The 231-nt window shown below is 34.6% G+C and carries 1 protein-coding gene; it reads left to right on the top strand.

Annotated features, from left to right (window positions below; all coding sequences use genetic code 11):
* The coding region (locus QP119_RS11750; RefSeq protein WP_284776358.1) for an EamA family transporter at positions 1-231 on the top strand (231 nt) is incomplete at both ends.

The raw sequence follows: 231 nt of genomic DNA, 5'->3' as shown, positions 1-231 counted from the left end.
CGGCAGCATTTTATGTTGTTATATCGTCTCGCCTTATTAAATCGTTTGAGCCTATCACATTATTGAGCGGACAGTTGACATTCTCCCTTATACTGTCATCGCTCTTTATTTTTATATCTAAATCATCAATTTATCTTCCGTTGGAATCCGTGATTATTGTTTTTTCATCTGGAATATTACAATATTTTTTAGCTTTTTGTTTTTACTTGAACTCCTTGCGTTGGCTCCCAG

Origin of the sequence: Corynebacterium frankenforstense (genome assembly GCF_030211955.1) — a bacterium.
GTDB lineage: Bacteria > Actinomycetota > Actinomycetes > Mycobacteriales > Mycobacteriaceae > Corynebacterium > Corynebacterium frankenforstense_A.
The sequence above is the reverse complement of the archived record's forward strand: the minus strand, read 5'-3'. Positions and strand labels throughout refer to the sequence as shown.